General features: G+C 72.3%; 20 protein-coding genes and 1 tRNA gene. 14 read left to right on the top strand and 7 right to left on the bottom strand.

Annotation, left to right across the window (positions count from 1 at the left end):
* Nucleotides 1–11 precede the first annotated feature (11 nt).
* Nucleotides 12–521 (bottom strand): gluconokinase, encoded by a 510-nt coding sequence (locus WQO_RS06175; protein WP_029181973.1) that lies wholly within the window; start codon nt 519–521, stop codon nt 12–14.
* Between the two features lie 150 nt (nt 522–671).
* On the opposite strand from WQO_RS06175, the gene WQO_RS06170 reads away from it, so the two are divergent.
* The 3 genes from WQO_RS06170 (at nt 672) to WQO_RS06160 (ending at nt 3,158) form a co-directional block, all read left to right on the top strand.
* Entirely contained in the window at nt 672–1,373 is a 702-nt protein-coding gene (locus tag WQO_RS06170) for a FadR/GntR family transcriptional regulator (RefSeq protein ID WP_058953887.1), read from the top strand.
* A gap of 70 nt (nt 1,374–1,443) precedes the next feature.
* A complete protein-coding gene (locus tag WQO_RS06165; RefSeq protein ID WP_010057082.1) occupies nt 1,444–2,529 on the top strand; it encodes an S-(hydroxymethyl)mycothiol dehydrogenase in 1,086 nt (361 codons plus the stop codon).
* A complete protein-coding gene (locus tag WQO_RS06160) occupies nt 2,529–3,158 on the top strand; it encodes an MBL fold metallo-hydrolase (protein WP_010057084.1) in 630 nt (209 codons plus the stop codon). Before WQO_RS06165 ends, WQO_RS06160 begins: the two co-directional genes overlap by 1 nt.
* A 9-nt stretch (nt 3,159–3,167) precedes the next feature.
* On the opposite strand, the gene WQO_RS06155 is transcribed toward WQO_RS06160, so the two are convergent.
* Entirely contained in the window at nt 3,168–4,106 is a 939-nt protein-coding gene (locus WQO_RS06155) for a pseudouridine synthase (RefSeq protein ID WP_010057085.1), read from the bottom strand.
* A gap of 62 nt (nt 4,107–4,168) precedes the next feature.
* Nucleotides 4,169–4,256, bottom strand: a tRNA-Leu gene (locus WQO_RS06150).
* A gap of 181 nt (nt 4,257–4,437) precedes the next feature.
* Between WQO_RS06150 and WQO_RS06145 the strand changes: the two genes are divergently transcribed.
* The 3 genes from WQO_RS06145 (at nt 4,438) to WQO_RS37215 (ending at nt 7,120) form a co-directional block, all read left to right on the top strand.
* Nucleotides 4,438–5,769: a M20/M25/M40 family metallo-hydrolase gene (locus WQO_RS06145; protein WP_006123412.1), complete on the top strand. Its 1,332-nt coding sequence runs from the start codon at nt 4,438–4,440 to the stop codon at nt 5,767–5,769.
* A gap of 164 nt (nt 5,770–5,933) precedes the next feature.
* Entirely contained in the window at nt 5,934–6,167 is a 234-nt protein-coding gene (chpH, locus tag WQO_RS06140; RefSeq protein WP_006123411.1) for a chaplin ChpH, read from the top strand.
* Nucleotides 6,168–6,307: 140 nt separating this feature from the next.
* Complete coding sequence (locus tag WQO_RS37215; RefSeq protein ID WP_010057086.1) at nt 6,308–7,120, top strand: chaplin; 813 nt, start codon at nt 6,308–6,310, stop codon at nt 7,118–7,120.
* A 70-nt stretch (nt 7,121–7,190) separates the two neighbouring features.
* Here the strand turns inward: WQO_RS37215 and WQO_RS06130 are convergent, their stop codons facing one another.
* Complete coding sequence (locus WQO_RS06130) at nt 7,191–7,379, bottom strand: DUF5703 family protein (protein ID WP_006123409.1); 189 nt, start codon at nt 7,377–7,379, stop codon at nt 7,191–7,193.
* 47 nt (nt 7,380–7,426) lie between these two features.
* Here WQO_RS06130 and WQO_RS06125 point away from each other — a divergent pair, with 47 nt between their 5' ends.
* On the top strand, nt 7,427–8,089 hold the full coding sequence (locus WQO_RS06125) for a hypothetical protein (RefSeq protein ID WP_010057087.1): 663 nt from the start codon (nt 7,427–7,429) through the stop codon (nt 8,087–8,089).
* 90 nt (nt 8,090–8,179) lie between these two features.
* Here the strand turns inward: WQO_RS06125 and WQO_RS06120 are convergent, their stop codons facing one another.
* Entirely contained in the window at nt 8,180–10,507 is a 2,328-nt protein-coding gene (locus WQO_RS06120; protein ID WP_010057089.1) for a helix-hairpin-helix domain-containing protein, read from the bottom strand.
* The gene (locus WQO_RS06115; RefSeq protein WP_010057090.1) at nt 10,504–11,487 is read right to left on the bottom strand and encodes an aldo/keto reductase; all 984 of its coding nucleotides are present in this window, start codon (nt 11,485–11,487) and stop codon (nt 10,504–10,506) included. The genes WQO_RS06120 and WQO_RS06115 overlap by 4 nt, the downstream gene beginning before the upstream one ends.
* A 139-nt stretch (nt 11,488–11,626) precedes the next feature.
* Between WQO_RS06115 and WQO_RS06110 the strand changes: the two genes are divergently transcribed.
* Entirely contained in the window at nt 11,627–12,676 is a 1,050-nt protein-coding gene (locus WQO_RS06110; RefSeq protein WP_010057091.1) for an LLM class F420-dependent oxidoreductase, read from the top strand.
* A gap of 258 nt (nt 12,677–12,934) precedes the next feature.
* A complete protein-coding gene (locus WQO_RS06105) occupies nt 12,935–13,723 on the top strand; it encodes a hypothetical protein (RefSeq protein ID WP_010057092.1) in 789 nt (262 codons plus the stop codon).
* 28 nt (nt 13,724–13,751) lie between these two features.
* Here the strand turns inward: WQO_RS06105 and corA are convergent, their stop codons facing one another.
* The gene (gene corA, locus WQO_RS06100; RefSeq protein ID WP_010057093.1) at nt 13,752–14,747 is read right to left on the bottom strand and encodes a magnesium/cobalt transporter CorA; all 996 of its coding nucleotides are present in this window, start codon (nt 14,745–14,747) and stop codon (nt 13,752–13,754) included.
* 49 nt (nt 14,748–14,796) lie between these two features.
* Between corA and WQO_RS06095 the strand changes: the two genes are divergently transcribed.
* From WQO_RS06095 to WQO_RS06075, 5 genes are all read left to right on the top strand, one after another.
* Entirely contained in the window at nt 14,797–15,519 is a 723-nt protein-coding gene (locus tag WQO_RS06095; RefSeq protein WP_010057094.1) for a histidine phosphatase family protein, read from the top strand.
* A gap of 69 nt (nt 15,520–15,588) precedes the next feature.
* Complete coding sequence (locus WQO_RS06090; protein WP_010057095.1) at nt 15,589–16,179, top strand: DUF3090 domain-containing protein; 591 nt, start codon at nt 15,589–15,591, stop codon at nt 16,177–16,179.
* Entirely contained in the window at nt 16,143–16,982 is an 840-nt protein-coding gene (locus tag WQO_RS06085) for an SCO1664 family protein (protein WP_010057096.1), read from the top strand. The genes WQO_RS06090 and WQO_RS06085 overlap by 37 nt, the downstream gene beginning before the upstream one ends.
* Nucleotides 16,983–17,093: 111 nt before the next feature.
* Entirely contained in the window at nt 17,094–18,323 is a 1,230-nt protein-coding gene (gene mshC / locus WQO_RS06080) for a cysteine--1-D-myo-inosityl 2-amino-2-deoxy-alpha-D-glucopyranoside ligase (RefSeq protein WP_010057098.1), read from the top strand.
* A 114-nt stretch (nt 18,324–18,437) separates the two neighbouring features.
* Nucleotides 18,438–21,503, top strand: coding sequence for an NPCBM/NEW2 domain-containing protein (locus WQO_RS06075; RefSeq protein WP_029181974.1), 3,066 nt, complete (start codon nt 18,438–18,440; stop codon nt 21,501–21,503).
* The last annotated feature ends 47 nt before the right edge of the window (nt 21,504–21,550 follow it).

The raw sequence follows: 21,550 nt of genomic DNA, 5'->3' as shown, positions 1-21,550 counted from the left end.
GGTGATGGTCCTTAACTGTCGAGCCGGCGCAGCGCGGCGGCGGCTCGCTGGGTGATTTCCTCGGGGGTGCCGGACACGTCGACACTCACCCCGGCCTCGTCGGCCTGGAGCGGCTGAAGCGTCGAGAACTGCGAGTCGAGCAGCGCGGTGGGCATGAAGTGGCCCTTGCGGTCCGCCATCCGCTCCTCGATCAGCGCCCGGTCACCGGTCAGATGCAGGAAGAGGGCGTCCGGCGCACCGCCCCGCAGCCGGTCCCGGTAGACCCGCTTGAGCGCGGAGCTGGAGACGACCCCGCCGAGCCCCGCCCGCCCGTGTGCCCACGCGCCGATGGCGTCCAGCCAGGGCCAGCGGTCGTCGTCGTCCAGCGGGGTGCCGGCCGACATCTTGGCGATGTTCGCCGGGGGATGGAAGTCGTCTCCCTCGGCGTACGGAACGCCGAGTTCGGCGGCGAGCAGGGGACCGATCGTGGTCTTGCCGGTTCCTGCTACGCCCATCACCACGACGACGTGGGGGGTGCTCATGCGGGGTGCGGTGCTCATGGGGGTGTCTCGCTGTCTTCTTCGACATCGGTCCGTCGCGCTACTGAAACCTATTAGATACGACTTATTCAAGACCCTGTGACGTAAACGTCGTACTTATTATTCCCGGGGGTCGCCCCGTAGGCTTGACCCATGACCACACAGAGCCAGGGGCTGCATACACATGTGCTGGACACCCTGGGTCTGGAGATCTCCTCCGGCCAGTGCCCGCCCGGCAGCGTGCTGCGCACCGACGAGCTCGCCCAGCGCTTCGACGTCTCCCGCACGGTGATCCGCGAAGTCATCCGGGTCCTGGAATCGATGCACCTGGTCGAGTCCCGCCGCCGCGTCGGTGTGACGGTCCGCCCCACCGAGACCTGGAACGTGTACGACCCCCAGGTCATCCGCTGGCGCCTGGCCGGCGCCGACCGCCCCCGCCAGCTGCGCTCCCTCACCGTGCTGCGCTCCGCCATCGAGCCGGTCGCGGCGGGCCCCGCCGCCCGCCACGCCACCGCCGAACAGTGCGCCGAGCTCACCGAACGGGCCCTCGGCATGGTCGCCACCTCGCGCGGCCAGCAGCTGGAGGGCTACCTCGAACACGACATCGCCTTCCACCGCATCGTCCTCAACGCCTCCGGCAACGAGATGTTCGCCCGCCTCGGGGACGTCGTCGCCGAGGTCCTCGCGGGCCGCACCCACCACCAGGTGATGTTCGAGGACCCCGACCCGGCCGCCGTCACCCTGCACGTCCGGCTCGCCGAAGCGGTCCGCGAGGGCGACCCGGAGGCTGCCGAGCGGATCACGAAGGAGATCGCGGTCGGCGCCCTGCACGAACTGGACGTCCTCGCTCCGTAGCAGCCCTCCCAAGGCGTACGGTGGTCCGCGATCGATCTTCGCGAAGCGCGGGAGCAGGGAGAGCACGGTTATGGCACAGCAGGTGCAAGCGGTCATCGCACCGGGCAAGAACGAGCCGGTCAGGGTCGAGACGATCGTCATCCCGGACCCCGGCCCCGGCGAGGCCGTCGTGAAGATCCAGGCGTGCGGCGTCTGCCACACCGACCTGCACTACAAGCAGGGCGGCATCAACGACGAGTTCCCCTTCCTCCTCGGCCATGAGGCGGCGGGCGTCGTGGAGTCGGTCGGCGAGGGTGTCACGGACGTCGCCCCCGGCGACTTCGTCATCCTCAACTGGCGTGCGGTGTGCGGGCAGTGCCGTGCCTGTCTGCGCGGCCGCCCCTGGTACTGCTTCGACACCCACAACGCGAAGCAGAAGATGACGCTGCTCGACGGCACGGAGCTGTCGCCCGCCCTCGGCATCGGTGCCTTCGCGGAGAAGACCCTCGTCGCCTCGGGCCAGTGCACCAAGGTCGACCCCGAGGTCGCCCCCGAGGTCGCCGGACTCCTCGGCTGCGGCGTCATGGCGGGCATCGGCGCCGCCATCAACACCGGCCAGGTCGGCCGCGGCGACTCGGTCGCCGTCATCGGCTGCGGCGGCGTCGGCGACGCGGCGATCGCCGGGGCCCGGCTGGCCGGCGCGGCGAAGATCATCGCGGTCGACATCGACGACCGCAAGCTGGAGACGACGAAGAGGATGGGCGCCACCCACACCGTCAACTCCCGCACCAGCGACCCCGTCGAGGCGATCCGCGCCCTCACCGACGGCAACGGCGCCGACGTCGTCATCGAGGCCGTCGGCCGCCCGGAGACGTACGAACAGGCCTTCTACGCCCGCGACCTCGCCGGAACGGTCGTCCTCGTCGGCGTCCCCACCCCCGACATGAAGCTCGAACTGCCGCTCCTGGACGTCTTCGGCCGCGGCGGCTCCCTCAAGTCCTCCTGGTACGGCGACTGTCTGCCCTCCCGCGACTTCCCGATGCTCGTCGACCTCCACCAGCAGGGCCGCCTCGACCTCGCCGCCTTCGTCACCGAGACCATCGGACTCGGCGACATCGAGCAGGCCTTCGCCCGCATGCACGACGGCGACGTCCTCCGCTCGGTGGTGGTCTTCTGATGACCGCCCGCATCGACCACCTGGTCACCTCCGGCACCTTCGCCCTCGACGGCGGCGAATGGGACGTCGACAACAACGTCTGGATCGTCGGCGACGACACCGAGGCGATCGTCATCGACGCCGCCCACGACGCCGCCGCCATCGAGGCCGCGCTCGGCGGCCGTACGCTGCGCGCCATCGTCTGCACCCACGCGCACAACGACCACATCGACGCCGCCCCCGCCCTCGCCGCGGCCACCGGCGCCCCGATCCTGCTCCACCCGGACGACCTGCCGCTCTGGCTGCAGACCCACCCGGAGCACACCCCCGACGGCGCCCTCACCGACGGCCAGGAACTCACCGTGGCGGGCACCACGCTCACGGTCCTGCACACCCCGGGCCACGCCCCCGGCGCGGTCTGCCTGTACGCCCCCGAGCTGGGTACCGTCTTCACCGGCGACACCCTCTTCCAGGGCGGCCCCGGCGCCACCGGCCGGTCCTTCTCGTCGTTCCCCACGATCATCGACTCGATCCGGGACCGGCTGCTCACGCTCCCGGGCGACACCAAGGTCCGCACCGGCCACGGCGACCCCACCACCATCGGCGCGGAGGCCCCGCAGCTCGACGAGTGGATCAAGCGCGGCCACTGAGCGCGTACGTCACCGATCCGGCCAGGCGGAGAGTCGCAGCGCACTCGCGAAGCGACGCGGCTCCCCGCCGACCGGATCGGTGAACGCCAGCACCCGGGCCAGCAACTGCAAGGGCCGGTCCCAGTCCTCCACCGCTGCCTCCGGCACCACCACCGGATACAGCGGATCGTGGACGATCGGCAGCCCCAGGGCGTTCATATGGACCCGCAGCTGATGCGTCCGCCCGGTCGCCGGCAGCAGCCGGTACCGCCCGACCCCGCCCCGGTGCTCCACCAGCTCCACCCGGCTCTCGCTGTTCGCCTCGCCCGGCTCCTCCCGGGCGGCGAGCACCCCGCGCTCCTTCACGATCCTGCTGCGTACGGTCCGGGGGAGCGTCACGCCGGGGTCGTACGGGGCCACCGCCTCGTACTCCTTCCGCACCCGCCGGTCCCGGAACAACGTCTGGTACGCACCCCGGTCCTCCGGCCGCACGACGAACAGCACCAGCCCCGCCGTCAGCCGGTCCAGCCGGTGCGCGGGCTGGAGGGCGGGCAGCTCCAGCTCCCGCCGCAGCCGGGCCACCGCGGTCTCGGTGATGTGCCGCCCCCGGGGCATCGTCGCCAGGAAGTGCGGCTTGTCCGCGACCACGATCCGCTCGTCCCGGTACACCACCCCGACCGGGAAGGGCACCGGCACCTCGGGCGGGAAGTCCCGGTGGAACCAGAGATACCGCCCGGCGGCATACGGCTCCGAGCCCCGCACGGCGACCCCATCGGCGTCCACGAACCGCCCGGCAGCCAGCATCCCGGCCACCCGGTCCGCCCCGATCGCCCCGCCGTACCGGTCGGCCAGATGCTCTCCGACGGTGGCCCAGAGCCCTTCGGGATCCTCCGGCAGCCGCACCCGTACGGCATCGATCCCGTCCCGCTGGGGAAGAGGGGCGGCGGGCGGCTTCCTGCGACCCCGCATCCTCGCCCCTCTCCGTGATCGCCCGGTGACGCAAAAGAGCCCCACCGAAGTGGGGCTCCTGCTGGTGTCCGAGGGGGGACTTGAACCCCCACGCCCGATAAAGGGCACTAGCACCTCAAGCTAGCGCGTCTGCCATTCCGCCACCCGGACAAGGTGTCTGTCTCGCGGGCCGTGCCCGTTCCGACGTGGAAAACCATAGCAAACATTCGGGGGTGCTCGATCACGCCCGGATGGCTGTGAACGGTGCGTGACGGGGGGTGTGCGGCCTTGGGTGTACGCCGTGGGCGCGGGAGGATGGGGAGGAGCACCAGCGACCGTGGAGGGAACCAGCGTGAGCGAGAGCAGCACGGGCAAGGCCGGTACCGGCAGGGCCGAGCAGGAGGTCGTCGACCTCTGTCGTGACCTGATCCGGATCGACACCAGCAACTACGGCGACCACTCGGGCCCCGGCGAGCGGCTCGCCGCCGAGTACGTCGCGGAGAAGCTCGCGGAGGTCGGCCTGGAGCCGCAGATCTTCGAGTCGCACAAGGGGCGCGCCTCCACCGTCGCCCGGATCGAGGGCGAGGACCCCTCGCGCCCGGCGCTCCTCATCCACGGGCACACCGACGTCGTCCCGGCCAACGCGGCGGACTGGACGCACGACCCGTTCTCCGGGGAGATCGCGGACGGCTGCGTCTGGGGCCGGGGCGCGGTCGACATGAAGGACATGGACGCGATGACCCTCGCGGTCGTCCGGGAGCGGATGCGCAGCGGCCGCAAGCCCCCGCGCGACATCGTGCTCGCCTTCCTCGCGGACGAGGAGGCGGGCGGCACGTACGGGGCCCGCTACCTCGTGGACAACCACCCGGGTCTCTTCGAGGGCGTCACCGAGGCGATCAGCGAGGTCGGCGGCTTCTCCTTCACCGTCAACGAGAACCTGCGGCTGTATCTGGTGGAGACCGCCCAGAAGGGCATGCACTGGATGAAGCTGACCGTGGACGGCACCGCCGGACACGGCTCGATGATCCACAAGGACAACGCCATCACCGAGCTGTCCGAGGCGGTCGGGCGGCTGGGCCGGCACAAGTTCCCGGTGCGGGTCACCAAGACGCTGCGGCACTTCCTGGACGAGCTCTCCGACGCGCTCGGCACCGAGCTGGATCCGGAGAACATGGACGAGACGCTCGCCAAGCTCGGCGGCATCGCCAAGCTCATCGGCGCCTCCCTCCAGAACACCGCCAACCCCACCCAGCTCGGCGCCGGCTACAAGGTCAACGTCATCCCGGGCCAGGCCACCGCCCACGTCGACGGCCGGTACCTGCCGGGGTACGAGGAGGAGTTCCTCGCCGACCTGGACCGGATCCTCGGCCCCAACGTCCGGCGCGAGGACGTGCACGCGGACAAGGCCCTGGAGACCACGTTCGACGGGGCGCTGGTCGACGCCATGCAGACCGCGCTGGTCGCCGAGGACCCGATCGCCCGGGCCGTGCCGTACATGCTCTCGGCCGGCACCGACGCCAAGTCCTTCGACGACCTGGGCATCCGGGGCTTCGGCTTCGCCCCGCTGAAGCTGCCGCCGGAGCTGGACTTCGCCGGGATGTTCCACGGCGTCGACGAGCGGGTCCCGGTCGACGGGCTCCAGTTCGGCGTGCGGGTGCTCGACCGGTTCATCGACCACTCCTGACCGGTCCATGACCGATTCGCCGTCGGATCACCGCTGATTCGGCCACCCGTGCGAACATGTCCGAACGGGTGAAACGAGCCGTTCACACGTAGCCCCGCGAATTCCTCCTCGTTACAAGGTTTGCGGTCCGCGGCTGGGACCGCATTTTCCAACTAGGAGGAATCATGATCAAGAAGGTCGTCGCAGTTGCGGCTGCCACCGGTGGCCTCGTTCTCGCGGGTGCGGGCATGGCTTCCGCCGACGCGGGCGCCCAGGGTGCGGCCATCGGCAGCCCCGGCGTGCTCTCCGGCAACGTCGTCCAGGTTCCGGTCCACGTGCCGGTCAACGTGTGCGGCAACACGGTCTCCGTGATCGGTCTGCTGAACCCCGCCTTCGGCAACACCTGCGTCAACGCCTGATCGTTGAACGTCAACCCGTAAGGGTTTGAGCTCGACCGGTCCCGGAGTGCACTCCATGCACTCCGGGACCGTTCGGCATTCGGCTCCCGCACGGTCATGTCCGGGGGTTTTTCGGAAGCCAGAAGGCAGGAAACGAACCTATGCGACAGGTCACTCGTAAAGGCCTGATCACCATGGCGGCTGCGGGCGGAGTGCTCGCGCTGAGCGGTGGATACGCCCACGCCGACTCCGGAGCGGCGAGCACCGCCTCCGGCTCGCCGGGCGTGCTGTCCGGCAACTCGGTCCAGGTCCCGATCGACATCCCGGTCAACGTCTGCGGAAACTCCGTCAGCGTCGGCGGACTGCTCAACCCCGCCAGCGGAAACGACTGCGGAAACGGATCAGCAGGATCCGACCGGTCCGCGCAGTCCGACCGGTCCGCGTCCGACCGGTCCGGCGGGGCCCAGGACCGCTCGGTCCCCGGCGGCTCCGGGAACGGCGCCCAGGCCGGCGACACCACGGCCTCGGACCGCACCTCCGAGCCCGGCACGGGCCGTCACCGGGCCCCGGGCGGCGGCGCCACGGCGGAAGGGGTCGCCCAGGGCTCGCCCGGCATCCTCTCCGGCAACGCGATCCAGGCGCCGATCGACATCCCCGTGAACCTCTGCGGGAACAGCGTCACCATCGGCGGACTGCTGAACCCCGTCTTCGGCAACGGCTGCTCCAACGACGCCGAGGTTCCGCCCCCGCCGCCCGAGCAGCCGGAGAAGCCCCCGGTCACCCCGGAGAAGCCGGTCGACCCGCCGGTCAGCCAGCCGCCCGAGCCGAACGCCCCCGAGACCCGGAACGTTCCCCGCGAGCAGCTCGCACAGACCGGTGGTGACGGGCTCGAACTGCTCATCCCGGCCAGCGCCGGACTGCTGTTCGCCGGTGCCGGATCGGTTCTCTACCGCCGCTCGCGCAGCGCCGCCTGATCCGGGCGCGTCCAGCGCGGCACACCGCACGGAAGAGAGCGGGCCCCGCCACCGCGGGGCCCGCTCCACGTCACCAGGTCGCCCGCAGCTGACGGATGATCCGTCGGCGCAGCCGCACTCTGCGGCTGCCGTCCCTGCGGAGCGTCAGGCGGTCCAGCTCCCAGTGTCCGTACTCGGCGTGGTCGGTCAGGAGTCGGGCCGCATCCTTGCGGGAGACCCCGCGCGGCACGTACACGTCGATGAATTCGTATTCCGGCATCGCATCTATTGTGCGGGCACAGCCCCGCTACGGATAGCGTCTGCACTATGTCTGATGCTGCGCAGCCCACCGCTGCCGAGGTACGTGCCGCCGCCGAGGCGGTCAAAGCCGCGATCGACCGTCACCTCGACGCGGTCGAACGCCGTACCGGGGACGACGACCCCGCCGTCTACGACGCGTTCAACGCCCTGGCCGCTGCCGCCGAGGTCTACGACGAACTCCTCTACGACCGCTACGACGAAGTCACCCCCTTCGAGATCCCCGGCGCGGACGACTCCCTGCCTCCCTACGCCGGTCCCGCGGAGCCCAGCGCGCTCAGTGTCCTGATCCGCCGCGACTACGTGGTCGCCGAGCCCCAGCGTCTCCTCGCCCAGGCCCAGCGCCTCGCCGACGTCGACGCGGGTCCGGGAGCCGAGGACACCACCCCGGTGGTCGGCACCAGCGTCCACGCCGCGCTCGGCGTGCTCTTCGGCGAGTACGAACCGGACGAGATCGCCTCCCGGCACAAGGAGTTCGGTCTGGAGGAGGGCGACTCCACCCTCTGGGTCTCGGCCGGGGAAACGGCGCCGGAACCGGGGGAGTGGCTCGGCGCCCCCTTCGAGGACGCCGATCCCGAACTGGTGGTCTGCCGCTTCGACGTCAGCGCGGTCTTCGACGAGGAGGACGAGCCGGACGAGGACTTCGCCGGACCGGCGGCGGGCGGCGCCTGACCGGAGCCTGTTCCCGCCCCGCACCGGACGTGACGGTGGGCCCCGGCGCGCATCGCGCCGGGGCCCACCGCTGTCCGGGCCGGGTGCCGCTCAGGAAGCCGCGTCGGGCGTCGGGAGCGCCTCCAGCAGCGGGCGCAGCCGGGTCGTCCGCTCCTGGGCCGGGACCTGCGCCACCGCGCGGGGGAGCGCCTGGTCCACCCCGTGCACCACGGACAGATGCCGCTCGCCCCGGCCGAACGCGGTGTACACCCACGGCCGGCTCAGCCCCTGCGCCGCGTCGCCCGGCAGCACGACCACCGCGGCGGGCCAGCGCATCCCGGCCGCCTGGTGGGCGCTGAGGGCCCAGCCGTGCCGCACCGACGACTCCACCCGCTCCTGCGGTACGACGACGGGGACGCCCCCGCAGTCCAGATGCAGCCCCTCGGCGTCGGCCGAGCGCACCACCCCGGGCACGGCACGGCCGGGAGCGGGCACATGGACCACCCGGTCGCCCGGGTCGAAACCGCCGAACCGGCCGGGGCCCGGGTTGAGCCGCTGCTTCAGCGCCTCGTTCAGCACCCTGGTCCCGGCGGCACCGCCATGGCCCACCGTGATCACCTGGGTCTCGTCGGCGGGGATGGAGAAGGCCCGGGGTACCGAGTCGGCGACCAGCTGCACGGTGCGGTGGACGGCCTCGCCCGCGTCCCGGACGGGGACGATCACCACCTCCTTGCCCGGGGCGTCGACCTGATTCAGCTCGCCGATGCCGATGCCGGAGACCAGCTCGCCGATCGGGCCGGGGTCGGGGGTGCGGGAGACGACCTGCGGGCAGGTGCGGGCGGCCAGCACATCGGCGAACACCCGCCCGGCGCCCGCCGAGCCCAGCACACCCGGGTCACCGCTCAGCACCAGCCGGGCACCGTCGGCCAGCGCCTCGACCAGGACCGCCGCGCCCTCCACGTCCAGCTGCGGGGCGTCCAGTACGACCAGCAGGTCCAGGGCGAGCGCCCCGTCCTCGTCCCGGCCGGGGCCCTGGGCACCGGACAGCAGACCGGCCAGCGTGACCGCCGTGTCCGGATCGCCGGTGGCCTCCGCCAGCCGCCGCCGCCCGTCCTCGCTGTGGGCGGCGCCGAAGGCCCGCAGCCCCAGACCCCGTGCCGCGGCGATCAGCGCGGCGGGCTCGGCCCGCGCCGCCTCACCGCCGCTGTGCGCGACCAGTCCGGCGGCGGCCGTCGTACGGATCAGCTCGGCGGCCGACGGGCTCGGGGCGGCGGCAGCGGCCTCCGCCCAGTCGGCGGCCTTCTCGCAGGTGTTGACCAGCCGGGCCAGGCCGTCGGCGAGACTCTCCTCGGCCAGGGCGTAGCGGTCCAGGCCCAGCAGGACCCGGACCGGCTCCCGGGGCGTATCGGCGTCCGGGGCGAGGCCGCCCTCATCCGTTCCCTCCGCGTCCGCCTCGGTCTCCTCCGGCTCCTCGTCCCCGCCCTCCTGGAAGAGCAGGGCGACACCTTCCTCGACGGCCTCGCGCACCGCCGCGTCCGGGTCGCTCACCGCACGCTCGGCGAGCGCCGCCCGGACGTCTCCGGCGTCCAGGGCCGTGTGGCCCTGGAGGGCGGCGCGCTCCAGCACCCAGCCGACCAGCGCCGCCGTCCGGCGGCCGTCGTCCGGGCCGCAGTCGGCACCCAGCAGGGCCCGGGCGAAGCCGTCGGCCTGTTCCGGGCGCACGCCGGGCAAGGCCAGCAGCTGCCAGGGGTCGGTGCGCAGCAGCCCGCCCGCCTGCTCGCCCAGCGCGCCGACGGCCGGGCGGGCCAGCGCCTCGGGGGCCCCGCCCTCCACGAGCACCGCACGCACCGCTTCCAGGGCCTCCGGCGAGGCGCTCTGCGGGGCGGGGGCGGCCTGGGGCACGGGGGTCCGGGGCGGCTGGGCGGCGGCCGGGGCGGGGCGCCGGGGGGCCTGTGCCGGGGCGGGCGACGCGAAGAACGCGGAGCCCGTCTTCTCACCGCTCTCCACGGCCCGGACGGCCGCGAGCAGATCGGCGGCGGTGCCGCTCAGACCCGCACCGGCGGCGATGGGCGCGGCCTTCGCCGCCTTGCGCTGCTCGATGCGCTCCCGCAGCTCGCGCTGGGCGGCCAGCTCGGCCTGCGCCTCCGAGAGCTCGGGGGCGGGCGAGGCGGCGTCGGTGCGCGCGGCCTCGGTGTCGGCGTTCGCGGCCTCGGCCTCAGGGGCGCCCTCGGTGCTCGCGGCCTCAGCCTCGGCCCCGGCGTCGGGCTCGGCGGCCTCCGTGCTCGCGGGGTCGACCACCTCGGCGGCCCCGGCCGCGTCGCTCGCGGGGTCGGCGTCCGCCGTGGGCTCCGGGGCCCCGGCCTCGTCCGGCGGGGACACGGCGTCCTGCGGGGTGTCCGTGCCGCCGGTGCCGGGGGTCTCCCCGGGAAGCGCAGTCACAGCGTGCTCCAGTCCTGATCGGGATAGCGGTGCACGGGCGCCGACACATCGTCGAGCGCCTGGCAGATCTCGTAGGGAAGACTAAGCGCCTCCACCGACAAAGCCTCCGCGAGCTGCCCGGCGTTGCGCGCACCGAGGATCGGCGCGGCCACCCCCGGCCGGTCCCGGACCCAGGCGAGCGCCACCTGGAGCGGGCTCGTCGCCAGGCCGTCCGCCGCCGTCGCCACCGCGTCCACGACCCGGGCCGCCGCGTCGTCGAGATACGGCTCGACGAACGGGGCGAGGCGCTCGGACGCGCCCCGTGAGTCGGACGGGGTGCCCTGGCGGTACTTGCCGGTGAGCACCCCGCGCCCCAGCGGGGAGGACGGCAGCAGCCCGATCCCGAGGTCCAGCGCGGCGGGCAGCACCTCGCGCTCGATGCCCCGCTGGAGCAGCGAGTACTCCATCTGCGTACTGGCCAGCCGGGTGCGCACCCCGGGCGCGGCGAGCTGCCAGGTGGCCGCCTTCGCCAGCTGCCAGCCGCAGAAGTCCGACACGCCCGCGTAGCGCGCGCGGCCCGAGGAGACGGCCAGGTCCACCGCCTGAAGGGTCTCCTCCAGCGGGGTCGCCGGGTCGAAGGCGTGGACCTGCCACAGGTCCACGTAATCCGTGCCGAGCCGCTCCAGGGAGGCGTCCAGGGCGGCGAGGAGATGTCCGCGCGAGGCGTTGACGCGGCGATAGGGGTCGGGGACGTTTCCGGCCTTCGTGGCGATGACCAGGTCCTCACGTGGGATGAGGCTGCCGACGAGCCGCCCGAGCAGATACTCGGCCTCGCCGCCCCCGTACACATCGGCGGTGTCCACCAGGGTGCCGCCCGCGTCCCAGAAGGCCTTCAGCTGGTCGGCGGCGTCGTGCTCGTCCGTGTCGCGGCCCCAGGTGAGGGTGCCGAGCCCGATCCGGGACACGCGAAGGCCGGTACGGCCGAGATGCCTCTGCTCCATGGGCGCTGAGATTACTGGCCATGGCCCCACGGGGTGCAGGGGCTGTGGACAACCCGAGGTCCGCCGGGCCTGCCGGATCGCCGCCGCCCGCGCTAGAGTCCGGAGAAAGGGACGTTACTGATCAGTAAGGGGAGCGGCTATGCGGCTCGGCATCAATCTCGGTTACTGGGGCGCCGGCATGGACGGCGACAACCTCGCCGTCGCACAGGAGGCCGACCGGCTCGGCTACGACGTCTGCTGGGCGGCCGAGGCGTACGGCTCCGACGCCCCGACCGTGCTGACCTGGGTCGCGGCCCAGACCGAGTCGATCGACGTCGGCTCCGCCATCATGCAGATCCCGGCCCGGCAGCCCACCATGACGGCGATGACCGCCGCCACCCTCGACTCGCTCTCCGGCGGCCGTTTCCGGCTCGGCCTCGGCGTCTCGGGCCCGCAGGTCTCCGAGGGCTGGTACGGCGTCAAGTTCGACAAGCCGCTGGCCCGCACCCGCGAGTACGTGGAGATCGTCCGCAAGGCGATGACCCGCGAGCGTGTGAGTTACGAGGGCGCGCACTGGACGCTGCCGCTCCCCGACGGCCCGGGCAAGCCGATCAAGCTCACCGTGCACCCGCAGCGCGAGCACATCCCGCTCTACATCGCCGCGATCGGCCCCAGGAACCTGGAGCAGACCGGTGAGATCGCCGACGGCGCCCTGCTGATCTTCCCCTCCGCCGAGCACCTGGAGGAGACCGCGATCCAGCCGCTGCGCGCGGGCCGCGAGAAGGCCGGCAAGACCATGGAGGGCTTCGACGTCAGCCCGACGCTGCCGCTCGCCGTCGGCGACGACGTGATGGGCCTCGCCGACATGTTCCGCCCGTACACCGCCCTGTACGTCGGCGGGATGGGCAGCCGGAAGCAGAACTTCTACAACCAGCTCGCCCAGCGCATGGGGTACGAGAAGGAGGCCGCCGAGATCCAGGACAAGTACCTGGACGGGGACAAGGCCGGGGCCGCCGCCGCCGTTCCGCACCAGCTGATCGACCAGACCGCGCTGCTCGGCCCCGTCGAGCGGATCGCCGACCGCATGCAGGCCTACGCGGCCGCCGGGGTCACCACGCTCAACCTCGCCCCGGCCGGCTTCACCCTGGAGGAGCGGCTCACCGCTCTGCGCGCCGGCACGGACGCCCTGGAGCGCTCAGGCCTCGCGTAAGACCTACGGGCAGCACTACGGCCGTGGTGGGGGCTCGGGGGTCTTCCCCGCCACGGCCGTCAGCAGGAACAACGCGCGACGCGCCCAAGGGTTACGCCGTCCCGGCGGGCGTGCCGGCCGTGGGCGCCCCCGACCGCCGCCGTGCGCGGTGCGTGACCGCTCCGGTTGCCGACCGCCCCGTAGCCCATTTGACTCGTTCTGCGGAACACCGCTCCGCGGGCCTGGGCTCCGCGGAAATCGGGTACGGAGGTGGCCCTCATGCTCTCTGCGCAGACCCTGTTCCAGGAGATCCTGGACAACGACGAGTCCTACCGGCTCTTCTGTTCCATCGCCGCGAGCGGCGAGGCCCAGGGCGGCTGGGAGAACGCCCGTATCGCCGCCCTCGTCCCGGAGGGCCGCCGTGAGCTGGCCCCCAGGATCGTCCGGCACGGCGCCGACGAGGACAAGCACGGCCGGATCTTCAACGCCCTTCTGAAGAAGCGCGGACTGCCGCCCGTCGAGGTCCCCCCGGAGACCGACTACACGATGCTCCTGGAACAGCAGGGCATCGGCCTCGCGCACTCCCGGCTGCGCGGCGAGGAGCGGCTCACCGAGCGCGACATCATCACCTATCTGGCCCACAGCCGGATCACCGAGCAGCGCGCATCGGAGCAGATGGAGCTGCTGCGCCGGCACTTCGCCGACCACCCCGACATCGGCCGCGCGGTGAAGATGATCTCCAACGACGAGGACAACCACCTCGCCTACTGCCACGAGGAACTGCTCGCCCTCGCCCGCGAGGGGCACGGCCGCACCATCCAGCAGATCATGCGCGAGTGCGCCCTGGCCGAGATCCGTGTCTACCGCGACGTCAGCCTCGCCGTGATGGCCAACATGGGCCGCATCCTCGGCTGGTCCCGCCCCAAGGCCGCCGTCCTCGCCGCGGGCATCCACGCGGTGTACGCGTACGAGCGCCTGGTCGGCTGGCGGCGCATGGTGACCCTGGAGATGCCGGAGCGGCGCAACGCGCTCGGCAGCCCCGCGGTGCCCGAGCACGAGTACGCCTGAGGCCCTGGCGGCCCGGTGCCCCGGGCCGCTAGAGCCAGCCGCGCCGCTTGAACAGCCGGTACAGCCCGTACACCGCGAAGCCCATCAGCGCGACCACCGCCGGGTACGTCCACGGCCAGTGCAGCTCCGGCATGTGGTCGAAGTTCATCCCGTAGATGCCCGCCACCATCGTCGGCACGGCGGCCATCGCCGCCCAGGCGGAGATCTTGCGCATGTCGTCGTTCTGCCGCACCCCCATCTGCGCCAGATGCGCCGACAGGATGTCCGAGAGCAGCCGGTCCAGCCCCTCCACCTGCTCGTTGGCGCGGGTCAGGTGGTCGGCCACGTCCCGGAAGAACGGCTGCGCGTGCTCGTGGACGAACGGCACGCCCGCGGCCGAGAGCCGGGCCATCGGCGCCGTCAGCGGACCGGCCGCCCGGCGGAACTCCAGCACCTGCCGTTTGAAGGTGTAGATCCGGGCGGCGGTGTTCTTCGAGTCACCGGAGCCGGTCGGCGCGAAGACCTGCGCCTCCAGCTCCTCCAGGTCCACCTGGAGCTCGCCGGCCACGTCCATGTAGTGGTCCACGACCGCGTCGCTGACCGCGTACAGCACCGCCGTCGGGCCGTGCTTCAGGACCTCGGGCTCGGCCTCCAGCCGCTTGCGCACGGCCGCCAGCGGGGCGCCCTCGCCGTGCCGGACCGTCACCACGAACGCGTCCCCTATGAAGACCATCAGTTCGTCGGCGCTGACGGTGTCGCTCTCGGGCTCGTAGACGATCGGCTTGAGCACCACGAACAGGGAGTCGTCGTACACCTCCAGCTTGGGCCGCTGGTGTGCCCGCAGCGCGTCCTCGACGGCCAGCGGGTGCAGCCCGAACTCGTCCCGTACGAGGTCGAACTCCTCCTCCGTCGGCTCGTGCAGCCCGATCCACAGGAACGCGTCGTGCGAGGCCCGCGCCTCGTCCAGGGCGTCGGAGAAGTCGTCGGGCCGTTCGGTGCGGCGCCCGTCCCGGTAGATGGCACAGTCCACGATCACGGCGGGCATTCTTCCCCGTGAACCCGTCCCCACGCACCTCGGACGTACGCTGGCGGGTATGCCCACGCTGATCCTCGTACGCCACGGACGGTCCACCGCCAACACCGCCGGGGTGCTCGCGGGCCGCACCCCCGGCGTCCTTCTCGACGAACGCGGCGCCGCACAGGCCGCGGCCCTGCCCGGCCGGCTCGCCGCCGTCGTCCCGGTCCTCGCCGTCAGCAGCCCCCTGGAGCGCTGCCGGCAGACGCTCCAGCCGCTCCTCGACGCGCGCCCGGATCTGCCCCTGCACACCGAGGACCGGATCAGCGAGTGCGACTACGGCCACTGGTCGGGCCGGAAGCTCGCCGAACTCGCCGACGAGCCGCTGATGTCGGTCGTCCAGCAGCACCCCTCCGCCGCGGCCTTCCCCGGCGGTGAGTCCATGCGTGCCATGCAGGCCCGCGCCGTCGACGCCGTCCGCGACTGGAACGAGCGCGTCGAGGCGGAGCACGGCGAGGACGCCACGTACGTCATGTGCTCGCACGGCGACATCATCAAGTCCCTCGTCGCCGACGCCCTGGGCATGCACCTGGACCTCTTCCAGCGCATCCACGTCGACCCCTGTTCGGTCACCGCGATCCGCTACACCCGGCTGCGGCCCTTCCTCCTCAGGCTCGGCGACACCGGCGACCTCGACTCCCTGGCGCCCCGCGAACACGCCGTCGGCGCGGACGCCGCCGCGTCCCCCGCCGGTGACGGTTCGGCGGACGCGACGGTCGGGGGCGGCGCGGGCGCGCCGTGATCGCTCCGGGCAGTAGGGTGGACGCGCCGTAGCGCCGCCAACCACCATCGAAGCTCAAGGGAGCAGGACGTGTCCCGTCAGGTGTTCCTCTACGACCCACCGGACCGATTCGTGGCCGGTACGGTCGGGCTGCCTGGCCGCCGTACGTTTTTCCTGCAGGCGTCCTCCCAGGGCCGGGTCACCAGCGTGGCCCTGGAGAAGACCCAGGTCGCCGCGCTCGCCGAGCGGATCGACGAACTGCTCGACGAGGTCGTACGCCGCACCGGCGGCAACTCCCCGGTGCCCGCCGTGGCGCCCACCGACGTCGCCGACACCGCCCCGCTCGACGTGCCCGTCGAGGAGGAGTTCCGGGTCGGCACCATGGCCCTGGCCTGGGACGGCGAGGAACAGCGCATGATCGTCGAGGCGCAGGCCCTCGTCGAGCTCGACGCCGACTCCGAGGACGACCTCGCGGAGGCCGAGGAGAAGCTCCTCCAGGACGAGGAGAACGGCCCGCCGATGCTCCGCGTCCGGCTCAGCGGCGGCCAGGCCCGGGCCTTCGCCAAGCGGGCCCTGGACGTCGTCAACGCCGGCCGCCCGCCGTGCCCGCTGTGCAGCCTGCCGCTCGATCCGGAAGGACACGTATGCCCGCGCCAGAACGGATACCGTCGCGGAGCCTGACCGACCCCCAGCTGCTCACCCTGCTCACCGAGGGCACGCTCACCGTCCTCGGGCAGGTCGGCGGGGCGTCCAACGCGGTGCTGCACTGCACGGTGGCGTACGACGGCGAGGAGCGCACCTGCGCCTACAAGCCGGTCGCGGGGGAGCAGCCGCTCTGGGACTTCCCGGACGGCACCCTCGCCCAGCGGGAGGTCGCCGCGTACGAGATCTCCCGGGTGACCGGCTGGGACCTCGTGCCGCCGACCGTGCTGCGGGACGGGCCGTACGGGCAAGGCATGGTCCAGCTCTGGATCGACGGGCCCGAGGACGGTGAGGACGCCCCGGAGCTGCTGGCGCTCGTCGAGGGCGAGGAGCCGGGCGACGGGTGGAAGGCCGTGGGCTTCGCGGACGTGGGGGAGGGGAGAACCGCGCTGCTGGTGCACGCGGACGACCCTCGGCTGCGGCGGCTCGCGGTGCTGGACGCGGTGATCAACAACGGCGACCGCAAGGGCGGCCATCTGCTGCCCGCGTCCGGCGGGCGGCTCTTCGGCATCGACCACGGGGTCACCTTCAACGCCGACGACAAGCTGCGGACCCTGCTCTGGGGCTGGGCGGGCGAACCGCTCACCGAGGAGGCCCTGGCGGTACTGGGCCGGCTCGCCGCCGAGCTGGCGCCGGGCGCCGGCCTCGCCACCCGGATGGCCGAACTCATCACCCCGGCCGAGCTGGAGGCCCTGCGGGAGCGGGTCGACGGGCTGCTCAAGAGTGCCGTGCACCCGAAGCCGAGCGGCCAGTGGCCGCCGATTCCCTGGCCCCCGGTGTAGTCGGCGCCCTGCGCTCTAGCCCCTGCCGGGCGTTGCACGCAAGAGGGCCTCTTCGGACAGGTTTGCGGAGCCGGTTCGTATCCGGAAGCAACGTCCGGTTACGCTCATGACATGCATGCCTGGCCCGCTTCTGAGGTCCCCGCCCTGCCCGGCAAGGGCCGCGACCTTCGGATCCACGACACCGCGACCGGCGGACGGATCACCCTTGACCCCGGTCCCGTCGCCCGCATCTACGTCTGCGGCATCACGCCGTACGACGCGACCCACATGGGTCATGCGGCGACCTACAACGCGTTCGACCTCGTTCAGCGCGTGTGGCTCGACACCAAGCGGCAGGTTCACTACGTCCAGAACGTGACCGACGTGGACGATCCGCTGCTGGAGCGGGCCGTGCGCGACGGTCAGGACTGGACCGAGCTCGCGGAGCGCGAGACGGCACTCTTCCGCGAGGACATGACCGCCCTGCGGATGCTGCCCCCGCGGCACTACATCGGAGCGGTCGAGGCCATACCGGGCATCGTGCCCCTCGTCGAACGCCTCCGGGACGCGGGCGCCGCCTACGACCTGGACGGCGACACCTACTTCTCCGTCGACGCCGACCCGCACTTCGGCGAGGTCTCCGGCCTCGACGCCGAGGCGATGCGCCTGCTCTCCGCCGAGCGCGGCGGCGACCCGGAGCGCCCCGGAAAGAAGAACCCCCTCGACCCGATGCTCTGGATGGCCGCCCGCCCGGGCGAGCCGAGCTGGGACGGGGCCTCCCTGGGCGACGGCCGCCCGGGCTGGCACATCGAGTGCGTCGCCATCGCGCTGGACCACCTCGGCATGGGCTTCGACATCCAGGGCGGCGGCTCGGACCTCGCCTTCCCGCACCACGAGATGGGCGCGTCGCACGCCCAGGCGCTGACCGGCGAGCACCCCTTCGCCCAGGCCTACGTCCACGCGGGCATGGTGGGCCTGGACGGCGAGAAGATGTCCAAGTCGCGCGGCAACCTGGTCTTCGTCTCTGCGCTGCGCCGCGACGGCGTGGACCCGGCGGCCATCCGGCTCGCGCTGCTCTCCCGCCACTACCGCTCCGACTGGGAGTGGACCGACCAGGTGCTGGCCGACGCCGTCGAGCGCCTCGCGCGCTGGCGGGCGGCCGTCTCGCGCCCCGACGGGCCGTCCGCCGACGCGCTGGTCGAGGAGGTCCGCGCAGCCCTCGCCGACGATCTGGACAGCCCCGCCGCGCTCGCCGCGGTGGACCGCTGGGCCGCGCTCCAGGGCGCGGAGGGCGGCACCGACGAGGGCGCGCCCGGCCTCGTCTCGCGTACGGTCGACGCCCTGCTGGGGGTCGCGCTGTAGGCGGTTCCCCCGCCCGCCCGATGGCTTGAACCGGCCTCGGACTTCTCTACGAAGTTCGGGGCCGGTTCCTTTTTGTCCATGGTCATGTGCTCGAAGTTGCGCTAAAAGCCTTCTATGCAAACATCAACGCGCATGAGAGCGGCAGTGGTTGCTGCACTGCTCGGGCTGCTCGCAGCCCTCTCGGGGCCCGGCGGGGCCCACGCCGACGAGGCCCCGCCGGAGAGCACGGAGACCACCACCGTCGGGGACGTGACCGGCTTCCGCGCGGACGGAGCGGTCTACCGGCTGACCGCCGGGCAGGCCGAGGCCCGGGTCAGCTTCGTCTCGGACGAGACCTTCCGCATCGAGCTCGCCCCCGACGGGAAGTTCACCGACCCCACCGGCGACGACATCGTCCTGCCGCAGGGCGAGCCGCCCCGGACCCGCTGGAAGGAGCGCGGCGACCGCTACGAGCTGTCGACGGGCGAGGTCACCCTGCGGGCCTACAAGAAGCCGCTGCGCTTCGCCCTGCACCGGGCGGACGGCAGCCGCATCTGGTCCGAGACGAAGGGCCTCAGCTGGACCGGCGAGAAGACCGTCCAGACGCTGGCCCGGGGCGCCGGTGAGCAGTTCTACGGGGCCGGGATGCAGAACGGCCGCGGCAACACCACCCACCGCGACAAGACCGTCGAGGTCGCCGTCGACTACAACTGGGACGACGGAGGCCACCCCAACTCCGTGCCGTTCTACCTCTCGTCGGCCGGCTACGGCGTCTTCCGCAACACCTATGCCCCGGGCACCTACGCGTTCACCGACCCGGTGACGACCAGTGCGAAGGAACAGCGCTTCGACGCCTACTACTTCGCGGGCGAGGGGGCCGACGCCGCCAAGGACGTCATCGGGCAGTACACCGACCTCACCGGCAAACCCTTCCTGCCGCCCGTCTACGGCATGGAGATCGGTGATGCCGACTGCTACCTCCACAACGCCAACCGGGGCGAGCGCCGCACCCTGGACTCGCTGAAGGTCGCCGACGGTTACGTCGAGAACGACATGCCCAACGGCTGGATGCTCGTCAACGACGGCTACGGCTGCGGCTACGAGGACCTGGAGGAGACCGCCCAAGGGCTGAAGGACCGCAAGATGGAGCTGGGCCTGTGGACCGAGGACGGCATCGAGAACCTCGAAGCCCAGGTCAAGGCCGGCCAGCGGGTCGCCAAGCTGGACGTCGCCTGGGTCGGCCCCGGCTACAAGTTCGCCCTCGACGCCTGCAAGGACGCCTACCAGGGCATCGAGGACCACAGCGACGCCCGCGGCTTCACCTGGGCCCCCGAGAGCTGGGCGGGCGCACAGCGCTGCGGAGTCCAGTGGTCCGGCGACCAGTCCGGCACCTGGGAGTACATCCGCTGGCAGATCCCCACCTACGCGGGCGCCACCATGTCCGGTCTCGCCTACACCACCGGTGACGTCGACGGGATCTTCGGCGGCAGCGCCAAGACGTACACCCGCGACCTCCAGTGGAAGATGTTCCTCGGCACCACGATGACCATGGACGGCTGGGCCCCCATGGACAAGCAGCCCTTCCGCTACGGCGAGCCGTACACCTCGGTCAACCGCGACTACCTCAAGCTCAAGGAGTCGCTGCTGCCCTACCAGTACAGCTACGCCCACGAGGCCACCAAGACCGGAGTGGGCATGGTCCGCCCGCTGGTCCTCGAATACCCCGACGACCCGAAGGCGTCGACGGAGGCCGCGAAGTACGAGTTCCTCTCCGGCGAGCACTTCCTCGTGGCGCCCGTCTACCAGGACACCACCGAGCGCAAGGACATCTACCTCCCCCAGGGCACCTGGATCGACTACTGGAGCGGCCGCACCTACGAGGGCCCCACCACCATCGACTCCTACAGCGCCCCGCTCGACACCCTGCCGCTCTTCGTGAAGGCGGGCGCGGCCGTCCCGATGTGGCCGGGCATCCGCTCGTACCGTGACCGCACCGCCGACTCCCCGCTGGCCTGGGACGTCTACCCGCAGGGGAACACCTCCTTCACCCTCTACGAGGACGACGGCGTCACCCGCCGGCACCGCGACGGGAAGTACGCCACCCAGCGCGCCGACGTCCGGGCCCCGAAGCACGGCGCGGGCGACGTCTCCGTCACGATCAACGAGAGCAAGGGCAGCTTCACCGGCAAACAGACCGCCCGCCCCTACGAGTTCACCGTCCACACCGGCTCCGAGCCGCGCGCGGTGAAGCTGGACCGGACGCTGCCGGAGCTGACCTCGAAGGCCGCGTACGACAAGGCCCGCCAGGGCTGGTGGTACGACCGTGACGACCGGGGCGGCGTGGTGCACGTGAAGACGGCGCCCCTGAGCACCGCGAAGAAGTTCACGGTCAAGCTCCTGGGCACCAGCGCGGTCGGCGGCAAGAAGGCCTCGGCGGCCGCCGCCCTCACCGCCCCCACGGGCCAGGAGGCCGGAGCGGGCACCCCCGGCACGGTCCAGGTCGACGTGACCGCGGGCCGGTCCGACCTCACCGACACCACGGTCTCCCTCCAGGTCCCCGAGGGCTGGCAGACCGCCACTGCGAAGGTCCCGGGCCGCATCCCGGCCGGTGCCACCCGCCGGGTCGAGGTGGCGCTCACCCCGGCGAAGGACGCCGAGGTGCGCGAGACCCGGCTGACGGCGCTTGCCCGATACCGGACCGCCGGGGAGACCCGCACGAGTCAGCAGCGGCTCGCCGTGTCCGTCCTGCCACCGGCCCCCGAGGGCGAGGCCTGGGCGAGCGATCTGGTCTGGCTCTCCGAGACCAACGGCTACGGCCCCGCCGAACGCGACCGCTCCAACGGGGAGTCGGGTGCCGACGACGGGAAGACGCTGACGCTCGCGGGGAAGACGTACGAGAAGGGGATCGGCACCCACGCCGACTCCGACATCGCCGTCCATCTCGGCGGCCGCTGCACGGCGTTCACGGCCGACGTCGGGATCGACGACGAGATCGACGGCTACGGAGAGGTCGCGTTCTCCGTGGAGGGTGACGGCAAGGTGCTGTGGACCTCACCGAAGCTGACCGGCGCCTCGGCGACCGTGCCGGTGGACGTGAAGCTCGACGGCGTACGCCAGGTACGGCTGAAGGTCACCGACACCAACGGGTCCAAGACGGGGGACCACGGCGACTGGGCGGCGGCGAAGTTCCACTGCGCCTGAGCCGCACCGGGACCCTCAGGAACAGGGGCGCCGCGCGGGATCATCTC

The organism is Streptomyces globisporus C-1027, assembly GCF_000261345.2.
GTDB lineage: Bacteria > Actinomycetota > Actinomycetes > Streptomycetales > Streptomycetaceae > Streptomyces > Streptomyces pakalii.
The sequence above is the reverse complement of the archived record's forward strand: the minus strand, read 5'-3'. Positions and strand labels throughout refer to the sequence as shown.

Coding starts and splice junctions, on each gene's coding strand:
- WQO_RS06175 (WP_029181973.1), bottom strand. CDS start 521: ATGAGCACCCCCCACGTCGTCGTGGTGATGGGCGTAGCAGGAACCGGC.
- WQO_RS06170 (WP_058953887.1), top strand. CDS start 672: ATGACCACACAGAGCCAGGGGCTGCATACACATGTGCTGGACACCCTG.
- WQO_RS06165 (WP_010057082.1), top strand. CDS start 1,444: ATGGCACAGCAGGTGCAAGCGGTCATCGCACCGGGCAAGAACGAGCCG.
- WQO_RS06160 (WP_010057084.1), top strand. CDS start 2,529: ATGACCGCCCGCATCGACCACCTGGTCACCTCCGGCACCTTCGCCCTC.
- WQO_RS06155 (WP_010057085.1), bottom strand. CDS start 4,106: ATGCGGGGTCGCAGGAAGCCGCCCGCCGCCCCTCTTCCCCAGCGGGAC.
- chpH (WP_006123411.1), top strand. CDS start 5,934: ATGATCAAGAAGGTCGTCGCAGTTGCGGCTGCCACCGGTGGCCTCGTT.
- WQO_RS37215 (WP_010057086.1), top strand. CDS start 6,308: ATGCGACAGGTCACTCGTAAAGGCCTGATCACCATGGCGGCTGCGGGC.
- WQO_RS06130 (WP_006123409.1), bottom strand. CDS start 7,379: ATGCCGGAATACGAATTCATCGACGTGTACGTGCCGCGCGGGGTCTCC.
- WQO_RS06125 (WP_010057087.1), top strand. CDS start 7,427: ATGTCTGATGCTGCGCAGCCCACCGCTGCCGAGGTACGTGCCGCCGCC.
- WQO_RS06115 (WP_010057090.1), bottom strand. CDS start 11,487: ATGGAGCAGAGGCATCTCGGCCGTACCGGCCTTCGCGTGTCCCGGATC.
- WQO_RS06110 (WP_010057091.1), top strand. CDS start 11,627: ATGCGGCTCGGCATCAATCTCGGTTACTGGGGCGCCGGCATGGACGGC.
- WQO_RS06105 (WP_010057092.1), top strand. CDS start 12,935: ATGCTCTCTGCGCAGACCCTGTTCCAGGAGATCCTGGACAACGACGAG.
- corA (WP_010057093.1), bottom strand. CDS start 14,747: ATGCCCGCCGTGATCGTGGACTGTGCCATCTACCGGGACGGGCGCCGC.
- WQO_RS06095 (WP_010057094.1), top strand. CDS start 14,797: ATGCCCACGCTGATCCTCGTACGCCACGGACGGTCCACCGCCAACACC.
- WQO_RS06085 (WP_010057096.1), top strand. CDS start 16,143: ATGCCCGCGCCAGAACGGATACCGTCGCGGAGCCTGACCGACCCCCAG.
- mshC (WP_010057098.1), top strand. CDS start 17,094: ATGCATGCCTGGCCCGCTTCTGAGGTCCCCGCCCTGCCCGGCAAGGGC.
- WQO_RS06075 (WP_029181974.1), top strand. CDS start 18,438: ATGCAAACATCAACGCGCATGAGAGCGGCAGTGGTTGCTGCACTGCTC.